At 58.9% G+C, this 14,273-nt stretch carries 14 protein-coding genes; 11 read left to right on the forward strand and 3 right to left on the reverse strand.

The features are described from left to right. Positions 1 to 23: 23 nt before the first annotated feature. The 6 genes from ssuE to AAEZ06_RS10275 all read left to right on the forward strand — a co-directional run bounded on the left by ssuE (position 24) and on the right by AAEZ06_RS10275 (position 4,698). Entirely contained in the window at positions 24 to 617 is a 594-nt protein-coding gene (ssuE, locus tag AAEZ06_RS10250; RefSeq protein ID WP_350614144.1) for an NADPH-dependent FMN reductase, read from the forward strand. A gap of 94 nt (positions 618 to 711) precedes the next feature. Beyond that, positions 712 to 1,680, forward strand: a complete 969-nt coding sequence (locus AAEZ06_RS10255; protein WP_350614146.1) for a sulfonate ABC transporter substrate-binding protein — start codon at positions 712 to 714, stop codon at positions 1,678 to 1,680. A 25-nt stretch (positions 1,681 to 1,705) separates the two neighbouring features. Further along, on the forward strand, positions 1,706 to 2,854 hold the full coding sequence (gene ssuD, locus AAEZ06_RS10260; RefSeq protein WP_149412278.1) for an FMNH2-dependent alkanesulfonate monooxygenase: 1,149 nt from the start codon (positions 1,706 to 1,708) through the stop codon (positions 2,852 to 2,854). Between the two features lie 9 nt (positions 2,855 to 2,863). Beyond that, positions 2,864 to 3,652 carry an aliphatic sulfonate ABC transporter permease SsuC gene (ssuC, locus tag AAEZ06_RS10265; RefSeq protein WP_149412277.1) on the forward strand — a complete coding sequence of 263 codons (789 nt, stop codon included), beginning with the start codon at positions 2,864 to 2,866 and terminating at the stop codon, positions 3,650 to 3,652. Next, positions 3,649 to 4,455: an aliphatic sulfonates ABC transporter ATP-binding protein gene (ssuB, locus tag AAEZ06_RS10270; RefSeq protein WP_149412276.1), complete on the forward strand. Its 807-nt coding sequence runs from the start codon at positions 3,649 to 3,651 to the stop codon at positions 4,453 to 4,455. Before ssuC ends, ssuB begins: the two co-directional genes overlap by 4 nt. 27 nt (positions 4,456 to 4,482) lie before the next feature. Further along, positions 4,483 to 4,698 (forward strand): TOBE domain-containing protein, encoded by a 216-nt coding sequence (locus tag AAEZ06_RS10275; protein ID WP_003213899.1) that lies wholly within the window; start codon positions 4,483 to 4,485, stop codon positions 4,696 to 4,698. Between the two features lie 47 nt (positions 4,699 to 4,745). Here AAEZ06_RS10275 and AAEZ06_RS10280 read toward each other — a convergent pair whose 3' ends face one another. From AAEZ06_RS10280 to AAEZ06_RS10290, 3 genes are all read right to left on the reverse strand, one after another. After that, positions 4,746 to 5,495 carry a hypothetical protein gene (locus AAEZ06_RS10280; protein WP_350614149.1) on the reverse strand — a complete coding sequence of 250 codons (750 nt, stop codon included), beginning with the start codon at positions 5,493 to 5,495 and terminating at the stop codon, positions 4,746 to 4,748. A gap of 17 nt (positions 5,496 to 5,512) precedes the next feature. Next, positions 5,513 to 6,145 carry a TetR/AcrR family transcriptional regulator gene (locus tag AAEZ06_RS10285; protein ID WP_149412274.1) on the reverse strand — a complete coding sequence of 211 codons (633 nt, stop codon included), beginning with the start codon at positions 6,143 to 6,145 and terminating at the stop codon, positions 5,513 to 5,515. A 241-nt stretch (positions 6,146 to 6,386) separates the two neighbouring features. After that, complete coding sequence (locus AAEZ06_RS10290; protein ID WP_133100880.1) at positions 6,387 to 7,763, reverse strand: glutamine synthetase family protein; 1,377 nt, start codon at positions 7,761 to 7,763, stop codon at positions 6,387 to 6,389. Between the two features lie 278 nt (positions 7,764 to 8,041). Between AAEZ06_RS10290 and AAEZ06_RS10295 the strand changes: the two genes are divergently transcribed. The 5 genes from AAEZ06_RS10295 (at position 8,042) to AAEZ06_RS10315 (ending at position 14,220) form a co-directional block, all read left to right on the forward strand. Then, positions 8,042 to 8,821: a gamma-glutamyl-gamma-aminobutyrate hydrolase family protein gene (locus AAEZ06_RS10295; RefSeq protein WP_149412273.1), complete on the forward strand. Its 780-nt coding sequence runs from the start codon at positions 8,042 to 8,044 to the stop codon at positions 8,819 to 8,821. Positions 8,822 to 8,860: 39 nt separating this feature from the next. Next, positions 8,861 to 10,219, forward strand: a complete 1,359-nt coding sequence (locus tag AAEZ06_RS10300) for a glutamine synthetase family protein (protein ID WP_133100882.1) — start codon at positions 8,861 to 8,863, stop codon at positions 10,217 to 10,219. Between the two features lie 57 nt (positions 10,220 to 10,276). Next, a complete protein-coding gene (locus tag AAEZ06_RS10305; RefSeq protein WP_149412272.1) occupies positions 10,277 to 11,641 on the forward strand; it encodes an aspartate aminotransferase family protein in 1,365 nt (454 codons plus the stop codon). A 187-nt stretch (positions 11,642 to 11,828) separates the two neighbouring features. Beyond that, entirely contained in the window at positions 11,829 to 12,941 is a 1,113-nt protein-coding gene (locus AAEZ06_RS10310) for a polyamine ABC transporter substrate-binding protein (protein WP_178114367.1), read from the forward strand. 184 nt (positions 12,942 to 13,125) lie between these two features. Continuing rightward, complete coding sequence (locus tag AAEZ06_RS10315) at positions 13,126 to 14,220, forward strand: polyamine ABC transporter substrate-binding protein (protein ID WP_149412271.1); 1,095 nt, start codon at positions 13,126 to 13,128, stop codon at positions 14,218 to 14,220. Positions 14,221 to 14,273 lie beyond the last annotated feature (53 nt).

The following is a 14,273-nucleotide window of genomic DNA, read 5'->3' on the forward strand; positions in this document are numbered from 1 at the left end:
CACTTGCTCAAGGAATTCTCTAGATGCTGGTCGTAACACTTGGTGGCAGTCCCAGCCAGCGCTCCCGCTCCGGGGTCTTGCTGGATCATTCCCGGCGCTGGTTGCAGCAGCAAGGCGTGGAAGTGGTGAGTTATCAGGTACGGGACTTCCCGGCCGAAGACTTGCTGCATGCGCGCTTCGACAGCCCCAAGGTCATCGACCTGCTGGCGCAAGTGGCAAACGCGGATGGCCTGGTGATCGCCACGCCAGTGTACAAGGCTTCGTTTTCGGGCGCGTTGAAAACCGTTCTTGACCTGCTGCCCGAGCGTGCCCTGGCCCACAAAGTGGTATTGCCGATGGCTACCGGCGGCAGCATCGCCCACATGCTCGCGGTGGACTATGCCTTGAAGCCGGTGCTGTCAGCCCTGAAAGCCCAGGAGTTGCTCCACGGGATCTTCGCCGAAGACAGCCAGATCGCGTACGGCGAAGGCAGTGCCCAGGCGCAATTGGTGCCGATTCTTGAACAACGCTTAAGCGAGGCCTTGGATCAGTTTTACAGCGCCATGGCCCGCCGCCCCAAGCCCCTTGACCCCCATGTGTTGAATGAACGTTTGTTGAGTGCTCGCTGGAGCATCTGAGCTTCACCCTGATCTAGAAACACTCACCTTACTCAGCCGCCAACGGCCAAGCAGGTGCAGCCAAAATCCTAATCGCATAATTGGAGAGAGCGCCATGCGCACTGTCATCTTGCGTCGTGGTCTGGTCGCACTGTTTGCTGCGGCTGTGTCCTTCGGCGCCATTGTTCAAGCTCAAGCGGCCGAAACCTTGCGTATCGGCTATCAAAAATACGGCACCCTGGTAGTGCTCAAGGCCAAGGGCTCGCTGGAAAAGCGCCTGGCTGAGCAGGGCGTGCAGGTGCAATGGACGGAATTCCCCGGTGGCCCGCAGCTTCTTGAAGGGCTGAACGTTGGTTCCATCGACTTCGGCGTCACCGGTGAAACCCCACCAGTGTTCGCCCAGGCCGCCGGTGCTGATTTGCTCTACGTCGCCTACGAACCACCGGCCCCCACCAGTGAAGCGATCCTGGTGCCTAAGGACTCACCGATCAAATCGGTGCAGGACCTCAAGGGAAAGAAAATCGTACTCAACAAAGGCTCCAACGTGCACTACCTGCTGGTGCGTGCCCTGGAAGATGCTGGCTTGAAATACACCGACGTGCAGACCGTATTCCTGCCGCCCGCCGACGCCCGCGCCGCATTTGAGCGTGGCAGTGTCGACGCCTGGGTGATCTGGGACCCGTATCAGGCCGCCGCCGAGAAACAACTGCAAACCCGCACCCTGCGTGACGGCACCGGCATCGCCGACAACCATCAGTTCTACCTGGCGACCAAGCCTTACGCCGAAAAACACCCTGAAGTGATCAAGGCGTTGGTGGAAGAAGTACGTGCCGTGGGCGAGTGGTCCAAGGCCAACCCTGAAGAAGTCACCACCCAAGTCGCGCCGCTGCTCGGCCTGCCCGCCGACATCACCCTGACCTCAGTGAAACGCCAGGGCTACGGCGCGCTGTTCCTGACGCCGGAAGTGGTCGGTGCCCAACAGAAAATCGCCGACACCTTCTACCAACTCAAACTGATCCCCAAACCCTTGAGCATCAAGGACGTGATCTGGACGCCGCCTGCGACCGTTGCCAAAGCACCGTAATCCGACTTCTTCAGGAGACAACTCCATGGGCCTCAATATTTTCTGGTTCCTGCCTACCCACGGCGATGGCCATTACCTTGGCACCGCTGAAGGCGCTCGCGCCGTTGATCACGGGTATTTGCAACAAGTGGCCCAGGCGGCGGATCGCCTTGGTTTTGGCGGGGTACTGATCCCCACCGGGCGCTCCTGCGAAGATTCCTGGCTGGTGGCGGCCTCGTTGATTCCAGTAACCCAGCGCCTTAAGTTTTTGGTCGCCCTGCGCCCCGGGATCATTTCCCCGACGGTGGCAGCACGTCAGGCAGCAACGCTGGATCGCCTGTCGGGCGGGCGGGCGTTGTTCAACCTGGTGACTGGCGGTGACCCGGAAGAATTGGCCGGTGACGGTTTGTTCCTCAGCCATGAAGAGCGTTATCAAGCCTCGGTGGAATTCACCCGCATCTGGCGTCGGGTACTGGAAGGCGAAACCGTTGATTACGACGGTCAGCACATCAGTGTCAAAGGCGCCAAATTGCTTTATCCACCGATCCAGCAACCACGTCCGCCGTTGTACTTCGGCGGCTCTTCGGAAGCCGCGCAGGATTTGGCAGCCGAACAAGTGGAAATGGTTTTGACCTGGGGTGAGCCGCCGGCAGCCGTGGCGGAAAAAATCGAACAGGTACGGGCCAAGGCCGCGAAGCTGGGGCGCACCGTACGCTTCGGCATTCGCCTGCATGTGATTGTGCGTGAAACCAACGCCGAAGCCTGGCAAGCGGCCGACAAACTGATTTCCCATGTGGACGACGACACCATCGCCCGCGCCCAGGCGTCCCTGTCGCGCTTCGATTCGGTGGGCCAGCAACGCATGGCTGCCTTGCACGGTGGCAGCCGTGACAACCTGGAAGTCAGCCCCAACCTGTGGGCAGGTGTCGGCCTGGTGCGTGGCGGTGCGGGCACGGCGCTGGTGGGCGACGGGCCGACCGTTGCGGCGCGGGTCAAGGAATACGCGGACTTGGGCATCGACACTTTTATCTTCTCCGGTTATCCACACTTGGAAGAGTCGTACCGGGTCGCCGAACTGTTGTTCCCGCACCTGGACATCGAGCGTCCGCAGCTGCCTAAAAGCGCCGGTTACGTCAGCCCGTTTGGCGAGATGGTGGCCAACGATATCCTCCCCAAAGCTGCGTCCAAGAGCTGAGGCGCTACCATGAATATTGAAAAGTTAAGCCATCGACTGGCGCCTTGGGCGCTACCGATTTTCTTGCTGGCGGTGTGGCAGTTGTCGGTCTCGGCGGGCTGGTTGTCCACTCGAATTCTGCCAGCGCCCAGCGCGGTAATCGAAGCCGGCATCAACCTGGTGCGCAGCGGCGAAATCTGGACGCACCTGGCCATCAGCGGTTGGCGTGCGGGCCTTGGTTTTATCATTGGCGGCGGTATCGGCCTGGCCCTGGGCTTTATCACCGGCCTGTCGGCGTGGGGTGAACGCCTGCTGGACAGTTCGGTGCAGATGATCCGAAACGTGCCGCACCTGGCGCTGATCCCACTGGTGATCCTGTGGTTCGGCATTGATGAGACGGCAAAGATTTTCCTGGTCGCCCTCGGCACGTTGTTCCCGATCTACCTCAACACCTACCACGGCATCCGTAACGTCGACCCGGCGCTGGTGGAAATGGCCCGCAGTTATGGCCTGTCCGGTTTCAGCCTGTTTCGCCAGGTGATTCTGCCGGGTGCCTTGCCTTCGATTTTGGTGGGTGTGCGTTTTGCCCTGGGCTTTATGTGGCTGACCTTAATTGTTGCGGAAACCATCTCCGCCAGTTCCGGTATTGGGTACCTGGCAATGAATGCCCGCGAGTTCCTGCAAACCGACGTCGTGGTGCTGGCGATTGTGCTGTACGCCGTGCTCGGCAAGCTCGCCGACCTGGCGGCTCGCGGCCTGGAACGTGTCTGGTTGCGTTGGCATCCGGCTTATCAAGTGGCCAAGGGAGGTGCAGCATGACCGCTCAACAACCCCCACGCCTGCTGCGCGGTATTCCGCTGGCAGTGCGCAAGCTACGTAAATCCTTTGGCGCTCGGGAAGTACTGCGTGAGATTGACCTGCACATTCCGGCAGGCCAATTCGTCGCAGTGGTCGGCCGTAGTGGTTGCGGTAAAAGCACCTTGCTACGCCTGCTTGCCGGTCTGGATAAAGCCAGCAGTGGTGAATTGCTGGCAGGTTCTGCGCCGCTGAGCGAAGCCATTGAAGACACGCGGTTGATGTTCCAGGAAGCGCGTCTGTTGCCGTGGAAAAAAGTCATCGACAACGTCGGTCTTGGACTCAAGGGCAACTGGCGCGCCAAGGCACTGGAAGCGCTGGAAGCCGTCGGCCTGGCCGAACGCGCCGATGAATGGCCGGCGGCCTTGTCCGGTGGCCAGAAGCAGCGCGTCGCCCTGGCTCGTGCCTTGATTCATCAGCCGCGCTTGCTGCTGCTCGATGAGCCGCTGGGTGCGCTGGATGCCCTGACCCGGATCGAGATGCAGCAACTGATCGAGAACCTTTGGCAGCAACACGGTTTTACCGTGTTGCTGGTGACCCACGACGTCAGCGAAGCCGTGGCCATTGCCGACCGGGTGATCCTGATTGAAGACGGCGAAATCGGCCTCGACCTGCTCGTCGACCTGCCACGCCCACGGGCCCGTGGTTCGCACCGCCTGGCAGCACTGGAAGCCGAAGTGCTCAACCGCGTGCTGTCATTGCCTGGTACTGCGCCGGAACCCGAACCTGTTTCACCGTTGCCTACGCAATTGCGTTGGGCGCAATAACTCACTTGCCCATGAAGGAAGAACAACATGACTATTAAAGCCATTAACGTGCGTAACCAGTTCAAAGGCACCATCAAGGAAATCGTCGAAGGCGACGTACTGTCGGAAATCGACGTGCAGACCGCTTCGGGCATCGTCACTTCGGTGATCACCACCCGCTCGGTAAAAGAGCTGGAGTTGGTGATTGGCAGTGAAGTGATTGCGTTCGTTAAGTCCACCGAGGTGTCGATCGCCAAGTTGTGATCGATGTGCGACAGACGACCCCGGACGGCATGAGCCCTTCGGGGTTTTCAGCGTTTTGGGGAGGGATCTGAAGCGAGTTTCCAGCCGTTGGTTGGGGCGAAATAACCCATGGCATGGCTGAACAGATCGTCGGCCAACGGTTCCACGCTGGCCGGCAGTAGTCGCTGGCCGATCTGCGCGGGCAGGGTGGAGTAGTCGATGTGCCAGGGCATGGCGCCAGCACGATGTTGGCCGAAGGACAGTTCACAGGCCAGCAGTGCCTGCCGGTTTTCACTGTCGATACGTTCACGCAAGTGGCCGTTGGGTGCCAGTGGTGCATGCCGGTCGGCGGCGAACAAAAAATAGTCGCCCGCGAGTACCAGGCACGCGCTGCGGGTCGGGTTGTCGTTGGCTTGTAGCCATTGGCTGCGACACAGACCTTTAGAGTCGGCAAGCCGCTCCCATATTTCGTAATAATCATCGTCCAGGGCGGTTTCGATCAGGCGGTCGCGGGTTTCAAAATGCATCCGGCCGATATCGGCCTCATTGCTGGCGGGCTGAAAGTCGATGTGTCGATGCCATTGGCAGATATCGCCGTCGACCTGGGTCACGCCGGCAAAGCCTTTTTGTTCGCACAGGGCCAGGCGGTCGGCATGACTGATGGAGTGAGCAGGCATGTCTGTCGGGATGCGCAGGTCGGCGAACAGGCGCGGTGTTTGCAGCCAGTACACCGAGGTGTGTTGATCGATTTCGCCGTTCTGATAGCTGATCAGGCGTCGTTTCCATACGCCCAGATAGTGTTCGGGGACTTGCTGCATGAGCCCATCCTGGAATTTCAGTGGCTGCGCTTGGGCAGGTAGGGCGGCAGGTAAAGCCCTAAATACGCATCAAATACGCGCATCCCTTCCTCGGCCATACGCGGCGTAATGTGGTCATTTTGTTGCACCGAGCGGGCGTAGACCCGGTCGCTCAGCTCCATGGCCAGGGCGAACACGTCGACGTCTGTGGGCAGGGCCGGCAGTTGGAAGTGCTGGTCGAACACGGTGAGCATCAAGTCCCCCAACTCCAGGTCATGCTGACGGTCAGCCTGGGTCACTTCGGTCAGCCCATGCTGGGCGAGAATCAACTGGCGGGCGGCGGCATCCTTGCTGTAGATGCTCAGCATGCGCAGTTCCACCAGGCGTGACAGATCGCGCCAATGGTTGAGTTTTTCATGATCGATAGGCGCTTGCAGGGCGGCGCGGAAGGCGGCGTGAACATCAGCCGTCAGCGCTTGCAGCAGCGCCGGGACGCTGGCGAAGAAGTGGTAGACCGACGACGGCGGAATCTGCGCCCGTTCGGCCACACTGTAGATCGACAAACTGGCCACGCCTTCGGCGGCCAGCAAGGTGCGGGCGGCATCGAGGATCGCGTCGATCCGGGCCTGGCTGCGGGCGCGGGGTTTGCGAGGGGCTGCGGGGCGGGTCATGGAAGTCTCCTACAGGGCAGTGGGCATTGTACGCAGAGCCTGAAGATGATCCATACCTGTGGCGAGTGGGCTTTTGTGGCGAGCGGGCTTGCCCGCGTTGGGCTGCGCAGCAGCCCCCGGGGTATCGCCGTAATCTTGATGGAGTCAGATCAAAGGAGTTGGGGCCGCTTCGCGGCCCAACGCGGGCAAGCCCGCTCGCCACAGCAAAAGCCTGCGGCGTTCCTTTTACTGTCGCAACCGCTTACACGGTATGCAGGTACCAGTTGTACTCAAGGTCGGAGATGGAGTGTTCAAACTCTTCCAGCTCACTTTCCTTACAGGCGACGAAGATATCGATGTATTTCGGATCGATGTACTTGGCCATCACTTCGCTGTCGTCCAGCTCGCGCAATGCATCGCGCAGGTTGTTCGGCAGGCTTTGCTCGTTCTGCTCGTAACTGTTGCCTTCCACCGGAGCGCCCGGTTCGATCTTGTTGGTCAGGCCGTGGTGCACGCCCGCCAGGACCGAAGCCATCAGCAGGTACGGGTTGGCATCGGCGCCGGCCACGCGGTGTTCCAGGCGGACCGCGTCGGCGGAACCGGTGGGTACGCGTACCGCAACAGTGCGGTTATCCAGCCCCCAGCACGGCGCGTTCGGCACGTAGAACTGTGCGCCGAAACGACGGTAGGAGTTGACGTTGGGGCACAGGAACGCCATTTGGGCGGGTAGGGTCTCCAGCACACCGCCGATCGCATGTCGCAGTGCGGCGTTCTGCTCGGGATCCTCGCAGGCAAAGATGTTCTTGCCTTCCTTGTCCAGGATCGAAATGTGTACGTGCAAACCGTTGCCTGCCTGGCCTGGGTAAGGCTTGGCCATGAAGGTGGTGTCCATCTCATGGTCGTAGGCGATGTTCTTGATCAAACGCTTGAGCAGTACCGCGTAGTCGCAGGCCTTTATCGGGTCGGCAACGTGGTGCAGGTTCACTTCGAACTGCGCCGGGGCACTTTCCTTGACGATGGCGTCGGCAGGGATGCCTTGCTCTTTTGCACCTTCCAGAATGTCCTGGAGGCAGTCGACGTATTCGTCGAGGTCGTCGATCAGGTAGACCTGTGTCGAGTGCGGGCGTTTGCCGGAGATCGGCGAGCGGGGCGGCTGTGGCCGGCCATTCACGTTCTCCTGGTCGATCAGGTAGAACTCCAGCTCGAATGCGGCGCAGATGGTCAGACCGAGGTCATCAAACTTGCTCACAACTTGGCGGAGCACTTCGCGAGGATCGGCGAAGAAAGGTTCACCTTCGATTTCGTGCATGGTCATCAGCAGTTGCGCGGTTGGGCGCTTTTGCCAGGGTTCATTGCACAGGGTGTCAGGGATTGGATAACAGATTCGGTCAGCATCACCGATGTCCAGACCCAGGCCGGTGCTTTCCACCGTCGAGCCATTGATATCCAGGGCAAATAAAGAGGCCGGCAAATTGATGCCTTTCTCGTAAACCTTGTGGAGGCTGGTGCGTTCGATGCGCTTGCCGCGCACCACACCATTCATATCCGCAATTAGAAGGTCTACGTACAGAACCTCAGGATGATCCTTAAGGAACGCGTTCGCTTCGTTAAGCTGAACGGCACGCGGGGGTACCGACATGATGCAACACCTTTGTTGTTAAAAATATCAATCATTGAAATCTTCGGGTTTCAGTCAACCCGAACGGCATGCCGAAGTCAAGCGAGGCCTTTTTTGCCCTAAAAAAGCGCCCTGAGGGCATTTTCGAGGCTTTTTGGGGCGATTTTTTGTATTTGAGTCTCTTGGAACCAGCACGTTTGAGCGGGCCGTGTTGTATTTTTTACGGGGGTGTTGTGTAAAAAAATGAACAAGGCTAAGCTCGATTCAAACCCATAACAGCAATAATATCGGGGTGCTTCATGTCTCGCCTGCCGTTAATCGGCGTCGCCGCCTGTTCCAAACAGGTCGGTCTGCATGCTTATCACATCAGTGGCGACAAATACGTCCGTGCAGTGGCCACCGCTGCCAAGGGCTTGCCATTGATTATTCCGTCTCTGGCGGATTTGCTCGACCCGGCCAATATTCTTGACGGTCTGGACGGCATTCTCTTTACCGGCTCACCCTCCAATATCGAACCTTTTTATTACGACGGTCCGGCCAGCGCGCCCGGGACTGCTCATGACCCTGCACGGGACCAAACCACCTTGCCGTTGATTCGCGCCGCGATTGTCGCAGGCGTTCCGGTGCTGGGGATTTGCCGTGGCTTCCAGGAAATGAACGTGGCGTTTGGCGGCAGCCTGCATCAGAAGGTTCATGAGGTGCCGGGCATGATGGATCATCGCGAAGACGACACCCAGCCGCTGGACGTCCAGTACGGCCCGGCTCACCCGGTGACGATCTCTGCAGGTGGTGTATTGGCAAGCCTGGGTTTGCCAGAAACGATCCAAGTCAACTCGATTCACGGGCAGGGCGTTGATCGTCTGGCGCCTGGGCTACACGTTGAAGCAACAGCTCCCGATGGCTTGGTCGAAGCCTTTTCGGTGACAGACGGCAAGGCTTTTGCTTTGGGAGTGCAATGGCACCCCGAATGGCAGGTAAGCTCTAACCCGCACTATCTCGCGATCTTCCAGGCATTTGGCAATGCCTGTCGAAAGCGGGCGACACAACGCGACGCGGATGATGCGTCAACCAACGCCTGACCTTTAATGGATGTCAGGAAACTCAGCCCAGAGGCATTTATGAGTAACAACCTCGACCAGCTCACCGATTGGTTGAAAGACCACAAGATCACAGAAGTCGAATGCATGATTGGCGACCTCACCGGGATCACCCGGGGCAAGATCTCGCCGACCAACAAGTTCATCGCCGAAAAAGGCATGCGCCTGCCCGAGAGCGTTCTGTTACAGACCGTGACCGGCGACTATGTCGAAGACGACATCTATTACGAACTGCTCGACCCTGCCGACATTGACATGATCTGCCGCCCGGACGAGAACGCGGTATTCCTTGTGCCTTGGGCCATAGAGCCCACGGCCCAGGTGATCCACGACACCTACGACAAGCAAGGCAACCCTATCGAGTTGTCGCCGCGCAACGTGCTCAAAAAAGTCCTCAAGCTCTACGCCGACAAAGGCTGGCAGCCCATCGTGGCGCCGGAGATGGAGTTCTACCTGACCAAGCGCTGCGAAGACCCGGACTTTCCGCTGCAACCGCCGATTGGCCGCTCTGGCCGCCCGGAAACCGGTCGCCAGTCCTTCTCTATAGAAGCGGCCAACGAATTCGACCCGTTGTTCGAAGACGTCTACGACTGGTGCGAACTGCAGGAGCTGGACCTCGACACCCTGATCCACGAGGACGGCACGGCGCAGATGGAAATCAACTTCCGTCACGGCGATGCCCTGTCTTTGGCCGACCAGATCCTGGTGTTCAAGCGCACCATGCGTGAGGCCGCGCTCAAGCACAATGTGGCCGCCACGTTCATGGCCAAGCCGATGACCGGCGAGCCCGGCAGCGCCATGCACCTGCACCAGAGCATCATCGACATTGCCACCGGCAAAAACGTCTTCTCCAACGAAGACGGGTCCAAGAGCGAACTGTTCCTTTACCACATCGGCGGTCTGCAAAAATTCATCCCCGAGCTGTTGCCGCTGTTTGCGCCCAACGTCAACTCGTTCCGCCGCTTCCTGCCGGACACCTCGGCACCGGTTAACGTGGAATGGGGCGAAGAAAACCGCACCGTCGGCCTGCGGGTGCCGGATGCCGGCCCACAGAACCGTCGGGTGGAAAACCGCCTGCCGGGCGCCGATGCCAACCCGTACCTGGCGATTGCCGCCAGCTTGTTGTGCGGCTACATCGGTATGGTCGAAGGCATCAACCCAAGTGCACCGGTGGTCGGTCGCGGTTACGAGCGTCGCAACCTGCGCCTGCCGTTGACCATCGAAGACGCCCTGGAGCGGATGGAAAACAGCAAGACCATCGAGAAATACCTGGGTCACAAATTCATCACAGGCTATGTCGCGGTCAAGCGGGCCGAGCATGAAAACTTCAAGCGCGTGATCAGTTCGTGGGAGCGGGAATTCCTGCTTTTTGCCGTCTGATGCGCCGGGTGCGGCCGTTACACGCCGCACCTTCACCTGCTACTTTTGGAGATTGGTATGACCAGCAGCAACCCGCAAACCCGTAAATGGCAAGCCTTGAGCAGCGATCACCACCTGGCGCCGTTCAGCGACTTCAAACAGTTGAAAGAGAAAGGCCCGCGAATCATCACCAAAGCTCACGGTGTCTACCTGTGGGACAGCGAAGGCAACAAGATTCTCGACGGCATGGCCGGCCTGTGGTGCGTGGCCATCGGTTATGGCCGCGATGAACTGGCTGACGCCGCCGCCAAGCAGATGAAAGAGCTGCCGTACTACAACCTGTTCTTCCAGACCGCCCACCCGCCGGTACTGGAATTGGCCAAGGCCATCTCTGACGTTGCCCCTCAAGGCATGAACCACGTGTTCTTCACCGGCTCCGGCTCCGAAGGCAACGACACCATGCTGCGCATGGTTCGTCACTACTGGGCGATCAAGGGCCAGCCGAACAAGAAAATCATCATCAGCCGCAAGAACGGCTACCACGGTTCCACCGTTGCCGGCGCGAGCCTGGGCGGCATGACCTACATGCACGAACAGGGCGACTTGCCGATCCCGGGCATCGTCCACATCGCCCAGCCGTACTGGTTCGGCGAAGGCGGCGACATGAGCCCCGAAGCGTTCGGCATCTGGGCCGCCAACCAACTGGAAGAGAAGATTCTGGAACTGGGCGTGGACAACGTCGGCGCCTTTATTGCCGAGCCGATCCAGGGTGCCGGTGGCGTGATCATACCGCCCGACAGCTACTGGCCGCGCATCAAGGAAATCCTCGCCAAGTACGATATCCTGTTTGTCGCCGATGAGGTGATCTGTGGTTTCGGCCGTACCGGTGAGTGGTTCGGTAGCGATTTCTACAACCTCAAGCCGGACATGATGACCATCGCCAAGGGCCTGACCTCGGGTTATATCCCCATGGGCGGTCTAATCGTGCGCGACGAAGTGGTTGCTGTGCTCAATGAAGGTGGCGACTTTAACCACGGTTTCACCTACTCCGGTCATCCGGTGGCCGCCGCAGTGGCCCTGGAAAACATCCGCATCCTGCGCGATGAAAAAATTGTCGAGCGCGTCCACAGCGAAACGGCACCCTATTTGCAGCGACGCCTACGAGAGCTGAGTGATCATCCCCTGGTGGGTGAAGTACGCGGTGTCGGCCTGTTGGGTGCCATTGAGCTGGTGCAGGACAAAGCGACGCGCAAGCGTTACGAAGGGAAAGGCGTTGGCATGATCTGCCGCACCTTCTGTTTTGAGAATGGCCTGATCATGCGCGCTGTCGGCGACACCATGATCATTTCGCCGCCGCTGGTGATCAGCAAGGCCGAGATTGACGAGTTGGTGACCAAGGCGCGCAAGTGCCTGGACCTGACTTTGGCGGCATTGCAGGGCTAAGTGTTAGGCTCAGGACGGAGTGGCCTTTGGCCGCTCCGTTATAAATGTGGGGCTTTGGTTGAAAGCCGGCCCTTGAACTTGCCAGACTGTCGCCCTGTTTTGTTGCCCTTCGAGGGGCCACTCAACACTTTGCAGCTGTTTATAGATAAAGAATGTGGCCCAAAAAGAAAAATTGGAGCATGACCGAATGAAGGCATTAGGTTTGAAGAACGCTGGCAAGACCCTCCTGGCCTTGTCCCTGATGGGCGTGATGGCGGGCGCGGCCCAGGCAGACGACAAAGTGCTGCACGTCTACAACTGGTCCGATTACATTGCACCGGACACCGTGAAGAAGTTCGAAGCGGAGTCGGGCATCAAGGTGGTCTACGACGTATTCGACAGCAACGAAACCCTGGAAGCCAAGCTGCTGGCGGGCAAATCCGGGTATGACATCGTCGTGCCTTCCAACAACTTCCTGGCCAAGCAGATCAAGGCCGGTGTTTACCAGAAGCTGGACAGATCCAAGCTGCCAAACTGGAAAAACCTCAATCCTGAATTGCTCAAGGCTGTTTCGATCAGCGACCCGGGCAACGAACACGCGTTCCCTTACATGTGGGGCTCGATCGGTATTGGCTTCAACGCCGATAAGGTCAAGGCCGCACTGGGTGCCGACGCACCGACCAATTCCTGGGATTTGCTGTTCAAGCCGGAAAACGCGGCCAAGCTGAAATCCTGCGGTATCAGCTTCCTCGACTCGCCAACCGAAATGTTGCCGATTGCCCTGCATTACCTCGGTTACCCGACCGACAGCCAGGACAAGAAACAGCTGGCCGAAGCCGAAGCACTGTTCCTGAAGATCCGTCCTTCGGTCGGTTACTTCCACTCCTCCAAGTACATCTCGGACCTGGCCAACGGCAACATCTGCGTGGCAGTCGGTTACTCGGGTGATATCTACCAGGCCAAGGCCCGTGCCGCCGAAGCGGGTGACAAGGTCAAAGTCAGCTACAACATTCCCAAGGAAGGCGCTGGCAGCTTCTTCGACATGGTCGCCATCCCTAAAGATGCCGAAAACGTCGACGGCGCCTACAAGTTCATGACCTTCCTGATGAAACCGGAAATCATGGCCGAGATCACCGACGCGGTGCGTTTCCCCAACGGTAACGCGGCGGCGACTCCACTGGTCGACAAGGAAATCACCAGCGACCCAGGTGTTTATCCACCAGCGGACGTCATGGCCAAGCTGTATGCAATTGCTGACTTGCCGGCCGCCACTCAGCGCTTGCTGACCCGCAGCTGGACCAAGATCAAATCGGGCAAATAAGCTGGTTTGATGAGGTCTTCGTTAACCGCCGCGATGCGCGCGGTGGTTAACGAAACAATTAAATGACAGAAAGTTTTGCCGGATCGGTTTATCGAGGGTAAGTTGCGCGCCGGTTTTGTTGCCGCGCAGTGTTGCTGCCATGCCGCTCGGGTAACTTGGCCCAACTAGTTGAGAGGACCTCCACTTGCCAATTTCTTTATTTCGCAAAGCCTTGCTGGTCGGTGCGGGCGTCACGTTGGCAGTCAGCGTGCAGGCCGCTTCAACCGTGCATGTTTATAACTGGTCGGACTATATCGGCCCCGACACCCTGGCCAACTTTGAAAAGGCCACCGGCATCAAGCCCGTCTACGACGTGTTCGATTCCAACGAAACCCTGGAAGGCAAGTTGCTGGCCGGTCGTACCGGCTATGACGTGGTAGTGCCGTCCAACCACTTCCTAGGCAAGCAAATCAAGGCCGGCGCATTCCAGAAGCTAGACAAGTCCCAGCTGAGTAACTACGCCAACCTGGACCCGGCGCTGCTCAAGCGGCTGGAAAAGAACGATCCAGGCAACCAGTACGCAGTGCCCTATCTGTGGGGCACCAACGGCATTGGCTACAACGTCGAGAAAGTCAAAGCGGCGCTGGGCGTCGACAAGATCGACTCCTGGGCGGTGCTGTTCGAGCCAGAAAACATCAAGAAGCTCTCCAAGTGCGGCGTGGCGTTCCTTGATTCGGCCGATGAAATGTTGCCGGCGGTGCTCAATTACATGGGCCTGGACCCCAACAGCCAGAACCCCGAAGACTATAAAAAGGCTGAAGCCAAGCTGATGGCGGTGCGTCCGTACGTGACTTACTTCAACTCCTCCAAGTACATTTCCGATCTGGCCAATGGCGAGATCTGTGTCGCCGCCGGCTTCTCCGGCGACGTCTTCCAGGCCAAGGCTCGTGCGGCCGAAGCGGGCAAGGGCGTGAACATCGCCTACGTCATCCCGAAAGAAGGCGGCAACCTCTGGTTCGACGTGCTGGCGATCCCCAAGGATTCCACCAACGTCAAGGAAGCCCTCGCTTTCATCAACTATTTGCTGAAACCTGAAGTGATCGCTCAGGTCAGTGATTACGTCGGTTACGCCAACCCTAACCCAGGGGCGGACACACTGATGGAGCAATCGATACGCACCGACGAAGCGGTTTACCCACCGCAGGCGGTTCTCGACCGGACCTTTGTCAACGGCGAGCTACCCCCGAAGGTGCAACGCTTAATGACCCGCAGCTGGACCAAGGTCAAGTCGGGCAAGTAAGGCTCAAAGCTCAAACTATCCAAGGTTCGCCCGCCTCGGGCGAACTGCACTCT

Origin of the sequence: Pseudomonas sp. HY7a-MNA-CIBAN-0227 (assembly GCF_040310325.1) — a bacterium.
Classification (GTDB): domain Bacteria; phylum Pseudomonadota; class Gammaproteobacteria; order Pseudomonadales; family Pseudomonadaceae; genus Aquipseudomonas.